This window comes from Petrotoga olearia DSM 13574 (assembly GCF_002895525.1).
Taxonomy (GTDB): Bacteria; Thermotogota; Thermotogae; order Petrotogales; family Petrotogaceae; genus Petrotoga; species Petrotoga olearia.
Genome location: NZ_AZRL01000011.1, coordinates 1 through 15,058, shown reverse-complemented (window position 1 = coordinate 15,058; position 15,058 = coordinate 1). Strand labels below are relative to the sequence as shown.

The following is a 15,058-nucleotide window of genomic DNA, read 5'->3' as shown; positions in this document are numbered from 1 at the left end:
AAAAGCACAGGCCTCCTTTTTAGGTATTGAAGAAAAGACACACCAATATATTTTACCATTCTTGCCATAATAAATCAAATTTTCTATTTATATCGTTAGCTAACCCTTTGTTTTTAATTATTACAACCATTTCGTCGTTTTTCTCTCTTGCCCTATACGTAAGATTGTAGCTTCCTATAATAACCGTATCATCATCGATTGTTATACATTTTGCATGAATATCATTCCTATATTTTATCTTTATGTCTACCATATACTTTAATGGTGAACTGTAGGTTTTATTCCAATCATCGGATAGTATTTCAACCTTTACGTTATTCGAAGAAGCCTTTTCTAATATATGAACGAAGTAGGGATCTGTGAAAGAATACGAGAAAACCTTTATAGAAACTTTGGATCTCTTAATCTCTTTTAAAACTGAGTTAAGGACCTCTTTTGATGGTCCGGTTACTATTTTTACTTTCCCAAATTCGGCGGCATTTAGACGCTCATTGATTACTTTTTTGGAATCTCCAAATAAACCACTTTGAAAGTTCTCATATTCGTCAAGAAAAACTTTTACAATCTTTTCGTCTTCGGTGTAAATAAAGATGTTCAAGTCTGATAATAAACCGCTTCTAGTGAAATTCCCCGTTCCAAATAATACCGCTTTGTCATCGAAGATCATATACTTTTGATGTAGGTAACCGTCAAGGCTTTTATCGTATTTGATGTTTAAATTTAAATCTCCAGAGTATCCGCCATCTTTTTCTAAAAATATTTGATGGTTTATAGCTGATATATTTTTAGAAATTGTATCATCCATACTAAAAGATACTACTTTTACGGAAGTACTTATATTTAGTTTTTGATTTATAAAGTGTACCAACTCACCGCCAGAAAAAAAAAGATCGTAGGAAAAAAGTGAAATAAAAGAAAATAGAAATAATGCTGTTAAAGTAAGCTTTTTTCTCAATTTTGTTAAACCTCCATCCTGTGAACTTTTGAAAATTAGTTTTGAGGTTTTATTATAAGAATACTTTCTAAAATTTACTTTTAGCTCCCCTTCGCCCAGCAGCCCGCCCATCTAAGGAAGGAACCTGCAGTACCCTTCGCCCCGCTCCCCACGCATAAGGAAAAAGTTTTTTGTTCTTTTTCCTAGCGGCCCACCCATTGGATAAAGGAGCTTTGTTCTTTTGCCCGCTACCCACACATAGGAAAACAAAATGAAATCGTTAGAATTATAGCATATTTTCGAATTTTGCTTCTAAACCGTTGAAAAAAATTTATTAGAAGTATGGTAAAATAAAATATACGGTATTACAAATTACAGAGTATTGGAGGTAGCTTAAATGAAGGTGCTATTTCTAAACCCTCAAGGAAACTTTGACAAAAATGATTCTCATTTAACTGAGCATCCGGATTTTGGAGGTCAATTGATCTACGTTAAAGAAGTATCAAAAGAACTGGCTAATTTTAACGTTTCTGTGGATATAGTTACTAGACAGATAATTGATCCTGACTGGCCAGAGTTTTCTAAAAAATTGGATTATTTCGATACAAATAAAAATCCAACTATTGTGAGAATACCTTTTGGTGGCGAAAAATTTTTAAATAAAGAACAATTATGGCCTTATTTAAATGAATACGTTGATAATATTATTTCATTTTATAAAGACCAAAAGATAGATTTCATAACCACTCATTACGCAGATGGAGGTTATTCTGGAGTTCTTTTAAAATCAAAGTTGGGTTTGAATTTTTCGTTTACGGGGCATTCTTTAGGTGCCCAAAAAATGGATAAATTGAACGTTTTTCATGAGAATTTCGAAGATCTCGATAAAGAGTATCATTTTTCGCAAAGAATAATGGCTGAAAGGTTGTCCATGAAGTATGCTTCGAAAATTATTGTCTCTACCTCAATGGAAAGATACGAGCAGTATTCTCATCCTTTGTATGCCGATGTTTCTGAAGTTGAAAACGACCGTAAATACAAAGTGATTCCTCCAGGAGTTAACACTGAGATATTTAACGATGATTTGACTGATCTCGATCAAGAGACTGTTGCTCAAATTGAAAAAAAATTAAACAAGCAGCAAAAACCTTTTATCATCCTTTCCAGCCGTTTAGATGTTAAAAAGAACCACCTTTCTGTTGTGAAAGCTTACGCAAATTCAAAGGTTCTTCAAGATACCGCAAATCTAGGTATATTTTTAAGAGGCATTCCTGATCCTTTCACTGATATACACAAATTGTCGGAAAAAGAAAGATCTATTTTATCCCCGATTTTGGAAGAAATTGAAAAAGCAGATATAAAAGATAAGGTATATTTTTTTGATTTAAAGTCTCAAAAAGCGTTAGCTACAGCTTACAAATTTTTTTCAAAATTGAAATCGGTCTTTGTTTTGCCTTCTTTTTATGAACCCTTTGGTTTAGCACCTATAGAAGCAGGCGCTTGTGGCCTTGCTATTGTTGCAACAAAGAACGGTGGTCCAAGTGAAATATTTTCAGATGGGTCAGGTGTGTTAATTGATCCTGAAGACACGGAAGATATCCTTGACGGTCTAATAAAAGGTTTGAATAATTATGATTATTATTCAAAAAAGGTCAAAAAAAGAGTTTTAGAAAATTATACTTGGAAAAGCACTGCTAGAGGATATTTAGAGGTTATTGAGGAAGGAATCAAACTTCCCAAAGAAAGCATAGAAAAAGTGCCTTCTTTAGACGCTAAAGAAATTATAATTGATTATTTGAGAAATAAAAAAAATTAAAATTATGGTATAATTTTGATGATAGAAGAAAAGAGTGCCCATTTTAAGGTTGGTGTGGTGAATGCTGCTTTCTTTGTCTATAAAAAATTTTGGTCTTTTTAAAAGCGCTAACGTGGATTTTAATGATAATTTCTGCGTTATCACTGGTGAGTCAGGAACAGGAAAATCAATGTTTCTAAATGCTTTAAATCTTTTTTTAATTGGAAACATTCCTCAAAATCTGAAGAACTCTGAAGGTTCTGTCTCAGCTTATTTTACTGTTAATGAGTTTATAAAAGATATGTTGAGGGAACATGTCCCTTTTGATGGTGATGATTTGATTTTATCTGTAAATTTCACCCCTAAAAAGACTCTTTTCAGAATTAACGATACAATAGTTCCTAAAAACTTCGTTCAAGACATTTCGAAGTATCTGTTAGAAATACATTCTCAAGAATCTAACATTGCTTTGAGAGACGAGAATTATCAGAACTCTTTGATCTTTAAGATTTTGAGAGATAAATTCCCCGAGTATTTTTCTGATTACGATATAGGATACCAAGAATACTTGAACTTGAAAAGAAAGTTAGAAAACCTTCCAACCAATAAAACTGAAATCTTTAGAAATATAGATATTTTAAACTACCAGATCCAGGAAATAGAAGAAGCGAACCTTCAACCTAATGAAGATGATGAACTTTCGGATCGCTTCAAAACTCTAAACAATATAGAAGAAATCAGAGAACGATTGATAGAGTCTTTAAACATACTAAAAGATAGAGATGAACAAAGTATTGATGAGGAAATTGGTTATATAATTTACAATTTGTCCAAGTTAGACGATTTTGGATTCAAGGAAGAACATTCTTTTGCTTTAACTATCCAAGAACAGATAGATGAATTATACACACTTTTAGAAAATAAATTATCTGAATTAGACAGCGATCCAGAAGAATTGGAAAGAGTTAGCATCAGACTGAACAAAATCATCGAGCTGAAAAGAAAATATGGTCCATCCCTTGATGATGTTTTAGAAAATCTTAACAAGTTCAAAATTCAAAAAAGTGAGTTAGAAGAAATCAAAAACGATTTTCATGAATTGGAACCAAGGTTGTATAAATTAAGAGACGAATTATTGGGCCTCAGTGATAAAATAATAGAGAAGGTTAATCCCTTTCTAAAAGATTTAAAATTACACATTGAAAATAATCTCAAGGATTTAAATATGGAGAACAGTAAGATAGATTGGAAGATAGAGAAGCTAAAAGAGCCAAGAAAAGATGCCGCACATAAGATTACTTTCTTATTAAAAACAAATCCAAAAAGTGATTTTATGCCTTTAGCCGAAATAGCTTCCGGTGGTGAATTATCTAGAATAATATTAGCCGTTGAGGTTGTGCTGGGAAAACATCATGCAATAGATACGATGGTTTTTGATGAGATCGATTCCGGAGTTGGCCCAAGAATGGCTGATGTTGTAGGAAATAAGCTCAATGAATTATCAAAAGACAAACAAATTATTGTAATTACTCATATGCCGCAAGTTGCAAATTTTGCCACTGAACATTTTAAAATTGTAAAAACGTTGAACGAAGATACTACTTCAACGATTGTAAAATTATCTGAAAATGAAAGATTAGAAGAAATAAAAGAAATGTACGGAAACATTGTTTATTGAAAAGGATGTGCAAAAGATGTACAGTCGTGAAGATCTGATAAAAAAGATAGTAGATGAAAAAGGGCTTCAAGCTATACCTAATTTAATAGAGCTATTAGATGACGAAGATTACGAAGTTCGAGAATTAGCAAGAGATGCATTGAGTGTTATGGCACCGGAAGGAAAAGAATACCTATTACAAGAATTCAAAAGGAGGTTCAATCTCAACCTTCAAGACGATACAGTTTTGTTGTATCTGGCTGAACTTTTGTCTGACTTGAACTGTCATGAAATAGTGGAAAATCTTAAGATGATGTTCAATAAATTTTCCGATGAGAGAGCTTTCCCTTTGATCTTAGAGAATTTATTAAAGATTACAAAAGATGAATCTTATCTAGACATATTGAAAACTTATATCGATAGCGACGAAGGCGAAATAGAAGAAATAAGTGTAATGGCCATTACCGAGTTACCAAGCAGAAAAACTTTAGATATACTTTTAGAAAAATATTATAAAACTACCAACAATTCTTTAAAAGTACTTATATTAGATTCTATAACAAAAATCTTGTCTAAGAACTTTGATTTAGTTCCATACCTACAAGAACGTGACCCTGAAATATCTGAAAAACTGCAATGGCATCTCAAGGGTTCTTGATTTTTAACTGAAAATTTGATATAATATAAACGTATCCCAGTAAAAAGAATTCCCCCCGAACGGGGTCAAGGAATAAAGTATGGGGACGATTGGGTTCGACGGGAATAGGTTGAAGTCGGGAAGCGAGTCGAGGAGCCTGAAACCTCGTAAAAAACGAAAAAATTTGAAATGCCGAAGAACCAGAATTAGCATTAGCTGCTGCGTAGACGGCGGCTCGTCTCTCCTCAAGTTTTCTTGGAACCTTACTTGAGGAATGAGGCGTCAGAAAAAGGTTCCACTTCTAAAATCTCTTACCCGGATTTTAGAAGTATCAATGGGTAATAGGAAGTTGTGACTCGGTCCGCAAAGTCACAATTTCCGAAAACTGATTGCGGACTGCGCTCGGAGAAGCCGACTTCACCTATTTTCGGACGCGGGTTCGATTCCCGCCGTCTCCACCATTTTTTAGGATGTAAGCTAAATATTTCACATACATACTATATACAATATACAGGGGTGGGGAGCAGTCACGGTACTGCTACCCCTTTTTTTCTATGCAGGATGATGGACACAGTGGCGATCAAACGAGTTTTAGAATATTTAAATTCCATATATACTAAAGTCGACACTTTAGAAATATAAAGATTTTCAAAAATAAGATTTTGTTTTTAAATGGGTTACAGGGTGATAAGTATTTTTAAATCTGCTTTCAAAGTTTTTAAAGACACTAAATCTAAAAAATTGAGGAGGATAATTAAGTGTTTTGGATAAGAGATAAAGAGAATCAAAAACCATTCATAAAAGAAGATGAAATATTTAACCTTTTGGAAGAAACAAAATCCCCAAGTAAATTAAAAGTCAGAGATATTATTCAAAAATCTTTATCAAAAGAAAGGTTGAATCCAGACGAAGTAGCAACACTTTTAAACGTTGAAGATGATGATACGTTAGAAGAGATTTTTGAAGGAGCAAGAACATTAAAAAGAAATGTATATGGGAATAGAATTGTCTTTTTTGCTCCTCTTTATATTGGAAACAAATGTATAAACAATTGTGAGTACTGTGGTTTTAGATCAAGCAACACGGAAATTTATAGAAACTCTCTTAGTTTTGAACAATTAGAGAAAGAGGTGAAAGTGCTTGAAGACAAAGGCCATAAAAGATTAATATTAGTTTATGGCGAACATCCTGATTACGATGCAGATTTCATAGCCAAAACCGTTGAAACGGTATACAAAACAAAAAATAGAAATGGAGAAATCAGAAGGGTTAATATAAATGCTGCTCCACAGACAATTAATGATTACAAAAAAATAAAAGAAGTTGGAATAGGAACATTTCAAATTTTTCAAGAAACTTATCATTTTGATACTTACAAGAAAGTTCATCCAAAAGGGCCTAAATCTAGTTATATATGGAGGTTATATGGATTAGACAGAGCTGTAGTTGCTGGGATTGACGATGTTGGGATCGGTGCTTTATTTGGACTTTACGATTATAAATTCGAGGTCATGGGCCTTTTATACCATACAATACATCTTGAAGAACGCTTTGGATTTGGTCCTCATACAATCTCATTTCCACGAATAGAACCAGCTCTAAACACCCCTTTATCTGAGCAACCTCCATACCTTGTGAATGATAATGAGTTCAAAAAGATAGTGGCAATTTTAAGATTAGCTGTACCCTACACGGGATTAATTTTAACTGCCAGAGAACCTTCCCATATAAGAAACGAAGTTTTAAAGTTAGGAGTTTCACAAATCGATGCTGGTTCTAATATTGGAATTGGAGCATATTCAACAGAAGATCAACAAGCTTATAAGAAAAGTCAATTCACCTTGGGTGACCAAAGGAGTTTAGACGCTGTAATAAACGAATTAGCAATCGAAGGTTATCTTCCTTCATTTTGTACCGCATGCTATCGTATGGGGAGAACTGGCGAGCACTTCATGGAGTTCGCAATACCTGGATTTGTGAAGAGGTTTTGCACTCCCAACGCCATTTTAACTCTTTTAGAGTATGCCCAGGATTATGCCCCAGAAAATACTAGGATATCTATCGAAAAGAGGATCGAAGAAGAGTTAAAGGTTATGAAAGAAGGTCCTTTAAAAGAGAAATTATTAGAAAGAATGGATCTTGTTAAGGCCGGAAGAAGAGATCTATACTTTTAATGCAAAGGGATGTATTATATGAAATTACAAAACGAAGAAATTTTAAAAAGATTACAGAGCAAAGCCCCACATTCCACCTCTCAATGGGATGATTATTCTAATTTTTCTGAAAAAGTTCAAAATATCGTGAATTATTTTATATCTAATGAAACCATAGAAAAAGAACACATTATACAAATCTTGTCTTTAAAAAAAGAAGATAAAGATCGAGATGATCTTTTCAATGTAGCAAATCTGATCAGAAAAACGTATACAGGAGACTATATAAACATAAAAGGAGTTATCGAGTTTTCAAATTATTGTAAGAAAAACTGTTACTATTGTGGATTGAGAGCTAAAAATCCATCTGTACAAAGGTATCGGATGAGTCCCAAAGAAATAATAGAAGTTGCAAATCAAGCAGCGATACTTGGTTTAGATACGATTATTCTTCAAAGTGGTGAAGACGATAGATACACAGATGATGATTTAATCTACATCATAAGAGAAATAAGAAAAAACACAAGTTTACCCGTATCTTTATCAATTGGTGAAAGAAGTTTTTCATCATATAGAAAATTTAGAAAAGCAGGCGCAGTAAGGGTACTTCTAAAACACGAAACCATTAACAAAAATATTTTTAAAAATATCCATCCTGAAAAGAGCTATGATAATAGAATAGAACTATTAAGGTATATGAATAGTCTAGGTTACGTGACTGGTTCGGGGAATATTATAGGTTTACCTGGACAAACATTAGAAGATATAGCTGATGATATTCTTTTTATGAGAAATGAAAATATTAGGATGATAGGTATGGGGCCATTTATCCCCACAGAAAACACACCGTTAAAAAATCATCCTCGTGGGAGTGGTGAATTAACTTTAAACGCCTACTGTGCCACAAGATTTTGCGTGCCAAGAGCACAAATGCCTACTACTACTGCATTAGGAACGATTTCTCCCGATTTGCAATACCAAGGTTTTTTTGCGGGGTGCAACGTTATTATGGTTAACATTACTCCAGAAGTGTATAGAAAAAATTACAACATCTACGATAATAAGATAAAAGTAGAGTTTTATGAGACATATGAAAAAATCAAACAATTAGGCTTCTCACCTTCCAAAATAACCCAAAAACGAATGGAGGATAGAAAGAATGCCAGCAACATCAGGTTATAGAACTTACATAGCTATCGCTGGAAGAAGAAACGTTGGAAAATCCTCTTTGATAAACGCAATAGTTAATCAAGAAATAGCTCTTGTTTCTAACGTTGCTGGGACAACTACCGATCCAGTATATAAAAGTATGGAATTACAACCTATAGGCCCCGTTACTTTAATTGATACCCCGGGTATTGACGATGAGGGTGAACTTGGGGAAAAAAGAATTGAAAGGGCTAAAAGAGCTTTTTACAAAGCTGATATTGGAGTTTTAGTAGTTGATTCTGAACCCAACGGGTTTGAACACTCTATTTGCGATCTCTTTGAAAAGATGAATATCCCATTCATAATCGTATTGAATAAAATAGATCAACTTAACAACGTATCTAATTTAAAACAATTATATATTAATTCTTTTGGAAGACCTGTTTTAGAAGTTTCTTGCAAAGAAAAAATCAATATAGAAAGAGTAAAAGAAGCTTTGGCTGAGTTAAAACCAAAGGAAGAAGAAATTCCTTTGCTTCCACAATTTATTAAAAGCAACGATATCGTCTTACTTGTCGTCCCGGTGGACACAGGAGCACCAAAAGGTCGATTGATAATGCCTCAGGTAGCAACTATAAGAGAAGCAATAGATAGAAAGGCTTTTCCAATTGTGACTTCTGTTGAAGGAATAAGCGAAATAATTAGTAAGTTGAAAGAAAAACCTAAGTTGGTTATCACCGATTCTCAAGCAATTGGGAGGGTTTCTGAATTAGTCCCTGAGGATATAAATTTAACTACATTTTCAATATTAGAGGCACATCATAAAGGGGATATCAGTATCTTAACTAAGGATATAGACGTAATTAATAATTTAGAAAATGGCGATACCATTCTTATAATGGAAGGTTGTTCTCATCGTCCGTTAAACGAAGATATTGGAAGAGTCAAAATTCCAAAATGGCTCGAAAAATATACCGAAAAATCTTTGAATTTTAAGTTTATTGCAGGTAAAGAATTCCCCGACATAGAAGATGTAAAGAACGTAAAATTAGTCGTACATTGTGGTGGATGTACTCTTACAAGAAGAATGATGCTAAGAAGAATAAATTCAATCAATAGGTTGGGAGTTCCTGTCGTTAATTACGGGGTGCTAATATCTTTTCTCCACGGATCCTTAAATAGAACTTTAGAACCTCTTTCATTATAAACAATTTTTATTGAGGCTCCTGATTTTAGTTTAGGGAGCCTTTCTTTTTTCCTTAAACACTTGATTTTTCACGGTTTTATAAAAGAACTGTAATGAAATTTAGCTTTTTTGTATAAAGAAGAGAGTATTATAATATTTGTAAGCCACCAATTTAAAGGTTAAGAGAAGAAAGGCGGCGAAATAGTATGTACAAGGAAAATCAAAGTGTTTACCGTGAAGATGATTATCTCAAATTCAAATACTCTTCTCAAATTGATTTTATTAGATCTCTAAAAAATGCTAACGACGAGGAAAGTATTAGAAAGTTAGCGTTAGCGAAAGAAGACTATTTTTTTAATAATAAGAAAAGTACAAAACGTTAGAATGGAAAAAGATATTATAATCGAAATTAAAGATCTATCAGTATATATCAACAATCAAAAACTATTGAATAACATTAATTTAGAAATATCAAAAAATGAAATCCTTTTAATTTATGGACCTAGAAATGCTGGGAAATCTTTGTTAGCAAGGTCTATTGTTGCGTTGAATGAAGAACTCTTCAAAGGTATTAAAACCTCCGGACAAATTTTATTTTTAGATGAGGATATTAATAGTATAGAAAAAAGATATTTGCGATCCGAGATCGCTTATTCAGAGCCTACTTTTGTAGAAAATATCAATTTTTTAACTTTAAGTGAAGTTTTTAACCTTGCTTTAGGAATAAAGCCTTCTGAAATATCTCAAGAACAATTCTTGCTTCTTGAAAAACTCAATATTGCACATATTTTTTCTAATCATTCGTCCTTAAAAAGTTATGAGGATTTTGATAACTGGACCATTGGAGATAAGATTTCTTTTATAATTTTTCTAAGTTTAGCTAGAAATCCACAAGTGTTTATATTTGATTCTATTCTAGACCATTTGGACGATTTCATGCACAAAGATATTAAAGATTTTCTTTTTGATATAAAAGAGGATCGGTCATTGATTATTTCCACAAGAAATCTCTCTTTGTTTTCTGATATCGCTGAAAAAATTGTTTTTTTGAATAAAGGTGAGATTGTTTACAAAGGAAGCATTGAGAATTTCATATTAAATTTTCCCAGTTAGTTAGCTCTTAATTCTCATTAGTATAGATTACAACCTCATTTTTTGCAATTTCAACGTTGAAATTTCCAAAATCGTAGTTCTGTTGAGGTTCGTAAGAAGGTAAATCTAAAAACATATTGTATACATTTCCTTCTTTAAATATCCCTCCAGCAAATTCAATCCTATAACTTTCTAATTTGAAGGTTTTTAACTGAATGTATTCATCTGTAACCAAGATAGATAAAGGAGATCTTTCAAAGTCTCGATTTATATTTTTTTTACCCAAAGTGACAAATTGACCTGAACTAGAAATCAAGTAAACCGTATTATCTTTTTCGTAAGCAAAAACGATTTCTCCGTCGATATGGAATGTCTTACTTTTCTCTTCGATATCACCATAATCACAATAAAATCGGGACTTCGTAACGACAGGTTCTCCTTTTTTTGGCAACCAAACGGATAATGGCTCTCCGTAAAAGAAAACTCCGCTTTCAATTTCAAATACTTTATCTATCTTAGTTTCAACTTTTTCATATATCTGTTGTTTTTTCAGATCCAATGTATACTTTTCACCTTCATAATTAGTTAAGTCTATTTCTGTTTTTTTCAATCCATCCGTTAATGTAATTTTTGAAGGTGGTACCTGGATAGTAATTGGGGTCTTAATTTTGAGATTGTTTAAAGTAACTTCTTTGCTGTATCCTGTAATCTCTAGTTCTATCCATTTTGAAGGTACTCTCGTAATTACTTCACCAATAGGAGGAGAAAATTGATGCTCAAAAATAAAACCATTGACATCTAGAACTATATTCATATTTTTATCCCAACTTAGAAATGCAGATGTTTTGGTTCCATTATCTGTAACAATATGAGAGTTTTCTGCTATAACAAAAACGCTTCTAGGAAGTTCATTAAGTATTTCATGAAACACACTATCCAACTTTTCCAACGATGTTGAAAGGGTTTTATTGCTATAATTTATATAGAATAGATCGTTAATATAATCTATTTTCATAATTTGAGAGTTTTCACCAGGCGGAATGGAGATATCAGCATATTTGTAAAGATTCAATAAAACCTCAGAGAAATATTTAGAGGGCCCATTGTACACTAATCCAATTTCCACTTTTGCTAAGGTTAAATTACTAATCAAAATAAAGCAGAGTAAAAATACAACCCTTGTGGGGGTGCTGATGCAGGAGCCGAAGCTCTTTTCTTTGCTTCTAAAATTTCTTCTATTTTTTCTACTTCCCATACATCTGTACCTACCTTTACCAATGCGCCAACTATATTTCTAACCATTCTTTTTAAAAAAGACTTACCCTCAACTCTTATTAAAATTAGATCTTTTCGTAACTGTATTATTCTCACCCTATAAATTGTTCTTATGGGATTCCTTTCATCGTTACCCGTTTTAAAGCTTGTAAAGTCATGTTCTCCTTCAAAATATTTCGCTGCTTGCCTCATCTTTTCTAAATTTAACGTGAGTGGGACCCACCAAACCCTGTTTCTTAAAAATATATTGGGATCTTCATTTATATAAATAAAATAGTGATATATTCTTTTTTTTGCTTCAGCCCTTGGATTAAACCCTTCTTTTACTTCTTTTACTTCTTTTACATATATATCTTCCGGTAAAATAGCATTTAAAGCATCTTTAATATTTTTTTCAGTCATATTTTCATTTTCTACTTTAAAAGAAACAACTTGACCCGTAGCATGTACCCCCGTATCTGTTCTTCCACACGCATAAGATGGAGTTTCTTTTTTAAAAATAATCTTTAACGATTTTTCAAACTCATCTTGGACGGTACGAAAGGCTGGCTGACTTTGATAACCAAAAAAGTTTGTACCATCATACATCACCTTTGCTGCGACCCATTTCACGAAAATTCCTCCTAATACGTCTTCTGCAGTAATGGTGCCTCTAAAATTTTGAATACTATTTCAGATTCATATTTTTTTAATAGATCTATGTTTTTTTTATAAATTCCTTCATAGATTTTTATCAAATACAAATTAACAAGTTTTGTAGTCCTTTGGGCTATCAATCCTTTAATATCAAAAGGGACATTTTCCACTGTCTTTTCGAGCCAGGAACTAAAATTATTATTTATATCGTTTTCTAAAATCAAATCGTTGAAAGAAGAAATTACCCTCCTTAAACCAACATATTTAGAAACTAGATCAACATAATCACCATGAATTTCTCTAACGTTATTGGAAATCTCATCACAATAATTCAACTTAAGGTATTTCCCTTTTCGTTCGCTTATATTTAAATATCTTCTTATACCAGATAAATCGTTATTATCTTCTTCTACCAAAAAATAACCAACGAAATGATCAGTACTTTTACTCAAAATTGAAGGTGGAAGTGTGCTGTTAATTTTTATAGTACTGCTATCCAAGTAAGAGATATCTTTAATTTCTACAAAATTACCTTTATCTGAAAACAAAACGTTATGAAACTGCATTTTCACTCACCTTTATTTGAAATATTATCAAACATTTACAATTTCTGAAACTGCCTGTTCAGCATCCTTTATTAATTTACTGGATTCGTTTTCTGAAGAACCTTTTACCATGATATAAAATTTTATTTTTGGTTCTGTTCCTGAAGGTCTTGCTATTATTTTAATGTTTGAATATCTCAATTCTACTACATCAGATCTTGGAAATCCTTCTATCCCGTTAAGATAATCTAAAGTTTCCTTCAAAGTAAAATCACCAACTTTTATAGGAGGGGTTTTTCTCATTTTGTTCATTATTCTTCTGATTTTTTGAGTTCCTTCAAACCCTTCAAAAGTGAATGAAAGAAGCTTTTCATCATAGTGGCCGTATCTTTCTTTCAGATCCTTCAAATATTCAGTGAGTGTTTTCATCTTGGAGAGCATTTCTGAACTCATAACAGAAATTAATGCCGCAGCAATTACGGCATCTTTATCCCTTACATGATCATTCGCTAAATATCCATAACTTTCCTCAAATCCAAATATAAATTTCCTTCCACTGTTCATATAATTTTCAATTTTTTCTCCTATATATTTGAATCCTGTTAATGTTTCTTCGATTATTACATTGAACTCTTCAGCAATGGGTTTAACCATATCTGTAGTAACTATTGTCTTAACAATATAATCGTCAGGTTTCAAGGAAGAAAATTCACTGAATTTACTCAATAAATAATGAGACAACATCACTCCAACTTGATTTCCAGTAAAAGATACATAATCGCCTTTGTACTTTTCAAACACACCTATTCTATCACCATCTGGATCTGTTGCCAAAACAAGATCAGCATCTATTTCTTTTGCTTTCTTCAAAGCCAATTCAAATGCTTCTTTTTCTTCAGGATTAGGAACCTTTAGGGTTGAAAAGGAAGGGTCGATTTTCGATTGTTCTTCAACTAAACTATATTCAAAACCTAACCTTTTCAAAATGCCCTCAACTAGTTTCAAAGCTGCTCCATACAATGGAGTATAGACTATTATGGGCTTTTTATCCATTTTCGGATTTAATGATCTAATATACGCCTCAATTTCATCTAAATAATCGTTGAAAATAGATTCATTGAGTATATTTATTTTCTCTGAATTAACAGCTTCTTCGAAGCCAGTTATTTTAATATCTTTGAAATAATCTAACTTTTCAATTTCCGAAGTAATTTCATTTGCATATTTGGGAACCGCCTGAGTACCGTCGGATGTGTAAACTTTGTAACCGTTGTATTCCGGTGGATTATGACTCGCAGTTATGATTATCCCACCATCAGTTTTTAATTTTCTAACAGCGAAGGAAAGTAGCGGTGTGGGGGCTACTTGATCGAAAATATATACATTTACATGGTTTCCTGCCAACACTCGAGCTGCCACCTTAGCAAATAAGTCCGAGGTTCTTCTTGTATCGTAAGCAATAACAACACTAGGAAAATCTTTATGCTTTTTCAAATAATTTGCAAATCCTTGAGTGGCTCGAGCCACAGTGTAAACATTCATTCTGTTGGTTCCAACACCCATTATTCCCCTTAAACCGCCGGTTCCAAACTCTAAATCTTTATAAAATCGATCAACAATCTCTTTTTCATTATCCTTTAAACGGAGCAGTTCTTCTTTAAAATCGTCTGCTACATTTTCAAGCCACTGCTGATATCTTTTATAAGCTACTTCTTTGACATCCTCCATCTCACTTCCTACCTCCATTTTTAGAATTTTTTCATCTAAAAAATTATACCATATTTTTTTCTTTTTATTAAAACAAAAATGCCGCGTAAAATATACGCGGCAATTTTTAGGGCGGGACTTGGGCAGAGAAAAATATTATTCTAAAAAAAGGAAGGGGGCGATACCTACTCTCACACGTCTTAGCGTACTACCATCGGCACGATACGGCTTAACCGTCAGGTTCGGTATGGTTCTGGGTGTTTCCCGCATCGTTATCTTCACCCCCTATTAC

13 protein-coding genes, 1 rRNA gene and 1 other RNA gene are annotated in these 15,058 nt (G+C 32.8%); 9 read left to right on the top strand and 6 right to left on the bottom strand.

Annotation, left to right across the window (positions count from 1 at the left end):
• Window positions 1-52: 52 nt before the first annotated feature.
• Window positions 53-955, bottom strand: a complete 903-nt coding sequence (locus X929_RS04005) for a phospholipase D-like domain-containing protein (RefSeq protein WP_146049061.1) — start codon at window positions 953-955, stop codon at window positions 53-55.
• A gap of 376 nt (window positions 956-1,331) precedes the next feature.
• Here X929_RS04005 and X929_RS04000 point away from each other — a divergent pair, with 376 nt between their 5' ends.
• From X929_RS04000 to X929_RS03965, 9 genes are all read left to right on the top strand, one after another.
• Window positions 1,332-2,750 carry a glycosyltransferase gene (locus tag X929_RS04000; protein WP_103066754.1) on the top strand — a complete coding sequence of 473 codons (1,419 nt, stop codon included), beginning with the start codon at window positions 1,332-1,334 and terminating at the stop codon, window positions 2,748-2,750.
• A 73-nt stretch (window positions 2,751-2,823) separates the two neighbouring features.
• Window positions 2,824-4,407, top strand: a complete 1,584-nt coding sequence (locus X929_RS03995; protein ID WP_166667821.1) for a DNA repair protein RecN — start codon at window positions 2,824-2,826, stop codon at window positions 4,405-4,407.
• 16 nt (window positions 4,408-4,423) lie between these two features.
• The gene (locus X929_RS03990) at window positions 4,424-5,044 is read left to right on the top strand and encodes a HEAT repeat domain-containing protein (RefSeq protein WP_103066752.1); all 621 of its coding nucleotides are present in this window, start codon (window positions 4,424-4,426) and stop codon (window positions 5,042-5,044) included.
• A gap of 81 nt (window positions 5,045-5,125) precedes the next feature.
• Window positions 5,126-5,484: a transfer-messenger RNA gene (gene ssrA, locus X929_RS03985) on the top strand.
• 297 nt (window positions 5,485-5,781) lie between these two features.
• Entirely contained in the window at window positions 5,782-7,197 is a 1,416-nt protein-coding gene (gene hydG, locus X929_RS03980; protein WP_103066751.1) for a [FeFe] hydrogenase H-cluster radical SAM maturase HydG, read from the top strand.
• Between the two features lie 18 nt (window positions 7,198-7,215).
• Complete coding sequence (hydE, locus tag X929_RS03975) at window positions 7,216-8,358, top strand: [FeFe] hydrogenase H-cluster radical SAM maturase HydE (RefSeq protein ID WP_103066750.1); 1,143 nt, start codon at window positions 7,216-7,218, stop codon at window positions 8,356-8,358.
• Window positions 8,336-9,532, top strand: coding sequence for a [FeFe] hydrogenase H-cluster maturation GTPase HydF (hydF, locus tag X929_RS03970; RefSeq protein ID WP_103066749.1), 1,197 nt, complete (start codon window positions 8,336-8,338; stop codon window positions 9,530-9,532). The genes hydE and hydF overlap by 23 nt, the downstream gene beginning before the upstream one ends.
• A 185-nt stretch (window positions 9,533-9,717) precedes the next feature.
• Window positions 9,718-9,894: a hypothetical protein gene (locus tag X929_RS09660; RefSeq protein ID WP_166667820.1), complete on the top strand. Its 177-nt coding sequence runs from the start codon at window positions 9,718-9,720 to the stop codon at window positions 9,892-9,894.
• A gap of 1 nt (window position 9,895) precedes the next feature.
• Window positions 9,896-10,624 (top strand): ATP-binding cassette domain-containing protein, encoded by a 729-nt coding sequence (locus tag X929_RS03965; protein ID WP_103066748.1) that lies wholly within the window; start codon window positions 9,896-9,898, stop codon window positions 10,622-10,624.
• Window positions 10,625-10,631: 7 nt separating this feature from the next.
• On the opposite strand, the gene X929_RS03960 is transcribed toward X929_RS03965, so the two are convergent.
• From X929_RS03960 to rrf, 5 genes are all read right to left on the bottom strand, one after another.
• Window positions 10,632-11,675: a hypothetical protein gene (locus tag X929_RS03960; RefSeq protein WP_134080075.1), complete on the bottom strand. Its 1,044-nt coding sequence runs from the start codon at window positions 11,673-11,675 to the stop codon at window positions 10,632-10,634.
• A gap of 77 nt (window positions 11,676-11,752) precedes the next feature.
• On the bottom strand, window positions 11,753-12,490 hold the full coding sequence (truA, locus tag X929_RS03955; RefSeq protein ID WP_103066746.1) for a tRNA pseudouridine(38-40) synthase TruA: 738 nt from the start codon (window positions 12,488-12,490) through the stop codon (window positions 11,753-11,755).
• An 11-nt stretch (window positions 12,491-12,501) separates the two neighbouring features.
• On the bottom strand, window positions 12,502-13,080 hold the full coding sequence (locus tag X929_RS03950; RefSeq protein WP_103066745.1) for a hypothetical protein: 579 nt from the start codon (window positions 13,078-13,080) through the stop codon (window positions 12,502-12,504).
• Between the two features lie 27 nt (window positions 13,081-13,107).
• Window positions 13,108-14,787: a phospho-sugar mutase gene (locus X929_RS03945; RefSeq protein WP_103066744.1), complete on the bottom strand. Its 1,680-nt coding sequence runs from the start codon at window positions 14,785-14,787 to the stop codon at window positions 13,108-13,110.
• 152 nt (window positions 14,788-14,939) lie between these two features.
• A 5S ribosomal RNA gene (gene rrf / locus X929_RS03940) occupies window positions 14,940-15,052 on the bottom strand.
• Window positions 15,053-15,058: the final 6 nt, after the last annotated feature.

Bases quoted from the DNA above. Each gene is read 5' to 3' on its own strand.
- X929_RS09660 (WP_166667820.1), top strand. From the start codon at position 9,718: ATGTACAAGGAAAATCAAAGTGTTTACCGTGAAGATGATTATCTCAAA.
- X929_RS03945 (WP_103066744.1), bottom strand. From the start codon at position 14,787: ATGGAGGATGTCAAAGAAGTAGCTTATAAAAGATATCAGCAGTGGCTT.
- X929_RS03990 (WP_103066752.1), top strand. From the start codon at position 4,424: ATGTACAGTCGTGAAGATCTGATAAAAAAGATAGTAGATGAAAAAGGG.
- X929_RS03965 (WP_103066748.1), top strand. From the start codon at position 9,896: ATGGAAAAAGATATTATAATCGAAATTAAAGATCTATCAGTATATATC.
- hydF (WP_103066749.1), top strand. From the start codon at position 8,336: ATGCCAGCAACATCAGGTTATAGAACTTACATAGCTATCGCTGGAAGA.
- X929_RS03950 (WP_103066745.1), bottom strand. From the start codon at position 13,080: ATGCAGTTTCATAACGTTTTGTTTTCAGATAAAGGTAATTTTGTAGAA.
- X929_RS04000 (WP_103066754.1), top strand. From the start codon at position 1,332: ATGAAGGTGCTATTTCTAAACCCTCAAGGAAACTTTGACAAAAATGAT.
- hydE (WP_103066750.1), top strand. From the start codon at position 7,216: ATGAAATTACAAAACGAAGAAATTTTAAAAAGATTACAGAGCAAAGCC.